Raw genomic sequence first — 1,900 nt, 5'->3', positions numbered from 1 at the left:
CGAGCTGCTCGAGGATCGCGGGGTTCTCGAGCGTGGACGTGTCCTGCGTGATCGCCTCGCCCTTGGCGAGCGAGCGCAGCAGGCGCCGCATGATCTTGCCCGAGCGCGTCTTCGGCAGGTTGTCGCCGAAGCGGATGTCCTTCGGCTTCGCGATCGGCCCGATCTGCTTGCCGACCCAGTCGCGCAGCGTCTTCGCGAGCGCCGCCGCTTCCTCGCCTTCCGGACGCGAACGCTTCAGCACCACGAACGCGACCACCGCCTCGCCCGTCGTGTCGTCCGGGCGGCCGACCACCGCCGCTTCCGCAACCAGCTCGTGCGAAACCAGCGCCGACTCGATCTCCATCGTGCCGAGCCGGTGGCCCGACACGTTCAGCACGTCGTCGATGCGGCCCATGATCGTGAAGTAGCCGGTGTCCTTGTCGCGCACCGTGCCGTCGCCGGCCAGATAGAGCGTGCCACCGAGTTCCTCGGGGTAATAGCTCTTCTTGAAGCGCTCCGGGTCGCCCCAGATCGTGCGGATCATCGACGGCCACGGACGCTTGACGACGAGAATGCCGCCTTGCCCGTTCGGCACGTCCTGGCCGGTCTCGTCGACCACTGCGGCCATGATGCCCGGCAGCGGCAGCGTGCATGACCCCGGCACCGTCGGCGTCGCGCCCGGCAGCGGCGTGATCATGTGGCCGCCGGTTTCGGTCTGCCACCACGTGTCGACGATCGGGCAGCGCTCCTGGCCGACGTGCTTGTGGTACCACATCCACGCTTCCGGATTGATCGGTTCGCCGACCGTGCCGATGATGCGCAGGCTCGACAGGTCGTAACTCTTCGGATGCACCTTGTCGTCGGCCTCGGCGGCCTTGATCAGCGAGCGGATCGCGGTCGGCGCGGTGTAGAACACCGTGACCTTGTGATCGTCGATCATCTTCCAGAAGCGGCCGGCGTGCGGCCAGGTCGGCACGCCTTCGAACACGACCTGCGTGCCGCCGCACGCGAGCGGGCCGTAGGTGATGTAAGTGTGGCCCGTGACCCAGCCGATGTCGGCCGTGCACCAGAACACGTCGGTCGGTTTCCAGTCGAAGGTCCACTTCATCGTCTGCGCGGCCCACAGCAGATAGCCGCCGGTGCTGTGCTGCACGCCCTTGGGCTTGCCGGTCGAGCCCGACGTATAGAGGATGAACAACGGATGCTCGGCGCCGACCCATTCCGGTGCGCAGGTGTCGGGCTCGCCGTCGACGATCTCGTGCATCCACAGGTCGCGCCCGGCGTGCCAGTCGATCTTGCCGCCGGTGCGGCGATAGACGATCACGCTCTTGACTGCTTCGCAGCCGCCCATCGCGAGCGCCTCGTCGGCGATGCTCTTGAGCGGCAGCGTCTTGCCGCCGCGCGCCTGCTCGTCGGCGGTGATGAGCGCGACCGCGCCGACGTCGACGAGCCGCTCGTTCAGCGATTTCGCGGAGAAGCCGCCGAACACGACCGAGTGCGTGGCGCCGATGCGCGCGCAGGCCTGCATCGCGACGATGCCCTCGATCGACATCGGAATATAGATGACGACGCGATCGCCCTTGCCGATTCCGCGTTTTTTCAGCGCATTCGCGAAGCGCGAGACACGTGCCAGCAGATCGGCGTAGGTGACGCGCGTGACGGTGCCGTCGTCGGCCTCGAAGATCACCGCGACGCGCTCGCCGTTGCCGGCTTCGACGTGACGGTCGAGGCAGTTGTACGACGCATTCAGCTCACCGTCGTCGAACCACTTGTAGAACGGCGCATTGCTCTCGTCGAGCACCTTGGTGAACGGCTTGTGCCAGCTGAGGCCCTCGCGCGCGAGACGCGCCCAGAAGCCCTCGTAATCCTGCTCGGCCTCGGCGGCAAGCGCCTGGTAAGCCGGCATGCCGGAAATGGTCGC

The 1,900-nt window shown here is 67.2% G+C and carries 1 protein-coding gene; it reads right to left on the bottom strand.

Annotation, left to right across the window (positions count from 1 at the left end; all coding sequences use genetic code 11):
- The coding region (acs, locus tag WS75_RS25215; protein WP_059684389.1) for an acetate--CoA ligase at window positions 1–1,900 on the bottom strand (1,900 nt) is incomplete at both ends.

Origin of the sequence: Burkholderia sp. FL-7-2-10-S1-D7, assembly GCF_001524185.1 — a bacterium.
GTDB lineage: Bacteria > Pseudomonadota > Gammaproteobacteria > Burkholderiales > Burkholderiaceae > Burkholderia > Burkholderia diffusa.
Note: the sequence above shows the minus strand (reverse complement) of the source record. Positions and strands in the feature narration are given on the sequence as shown.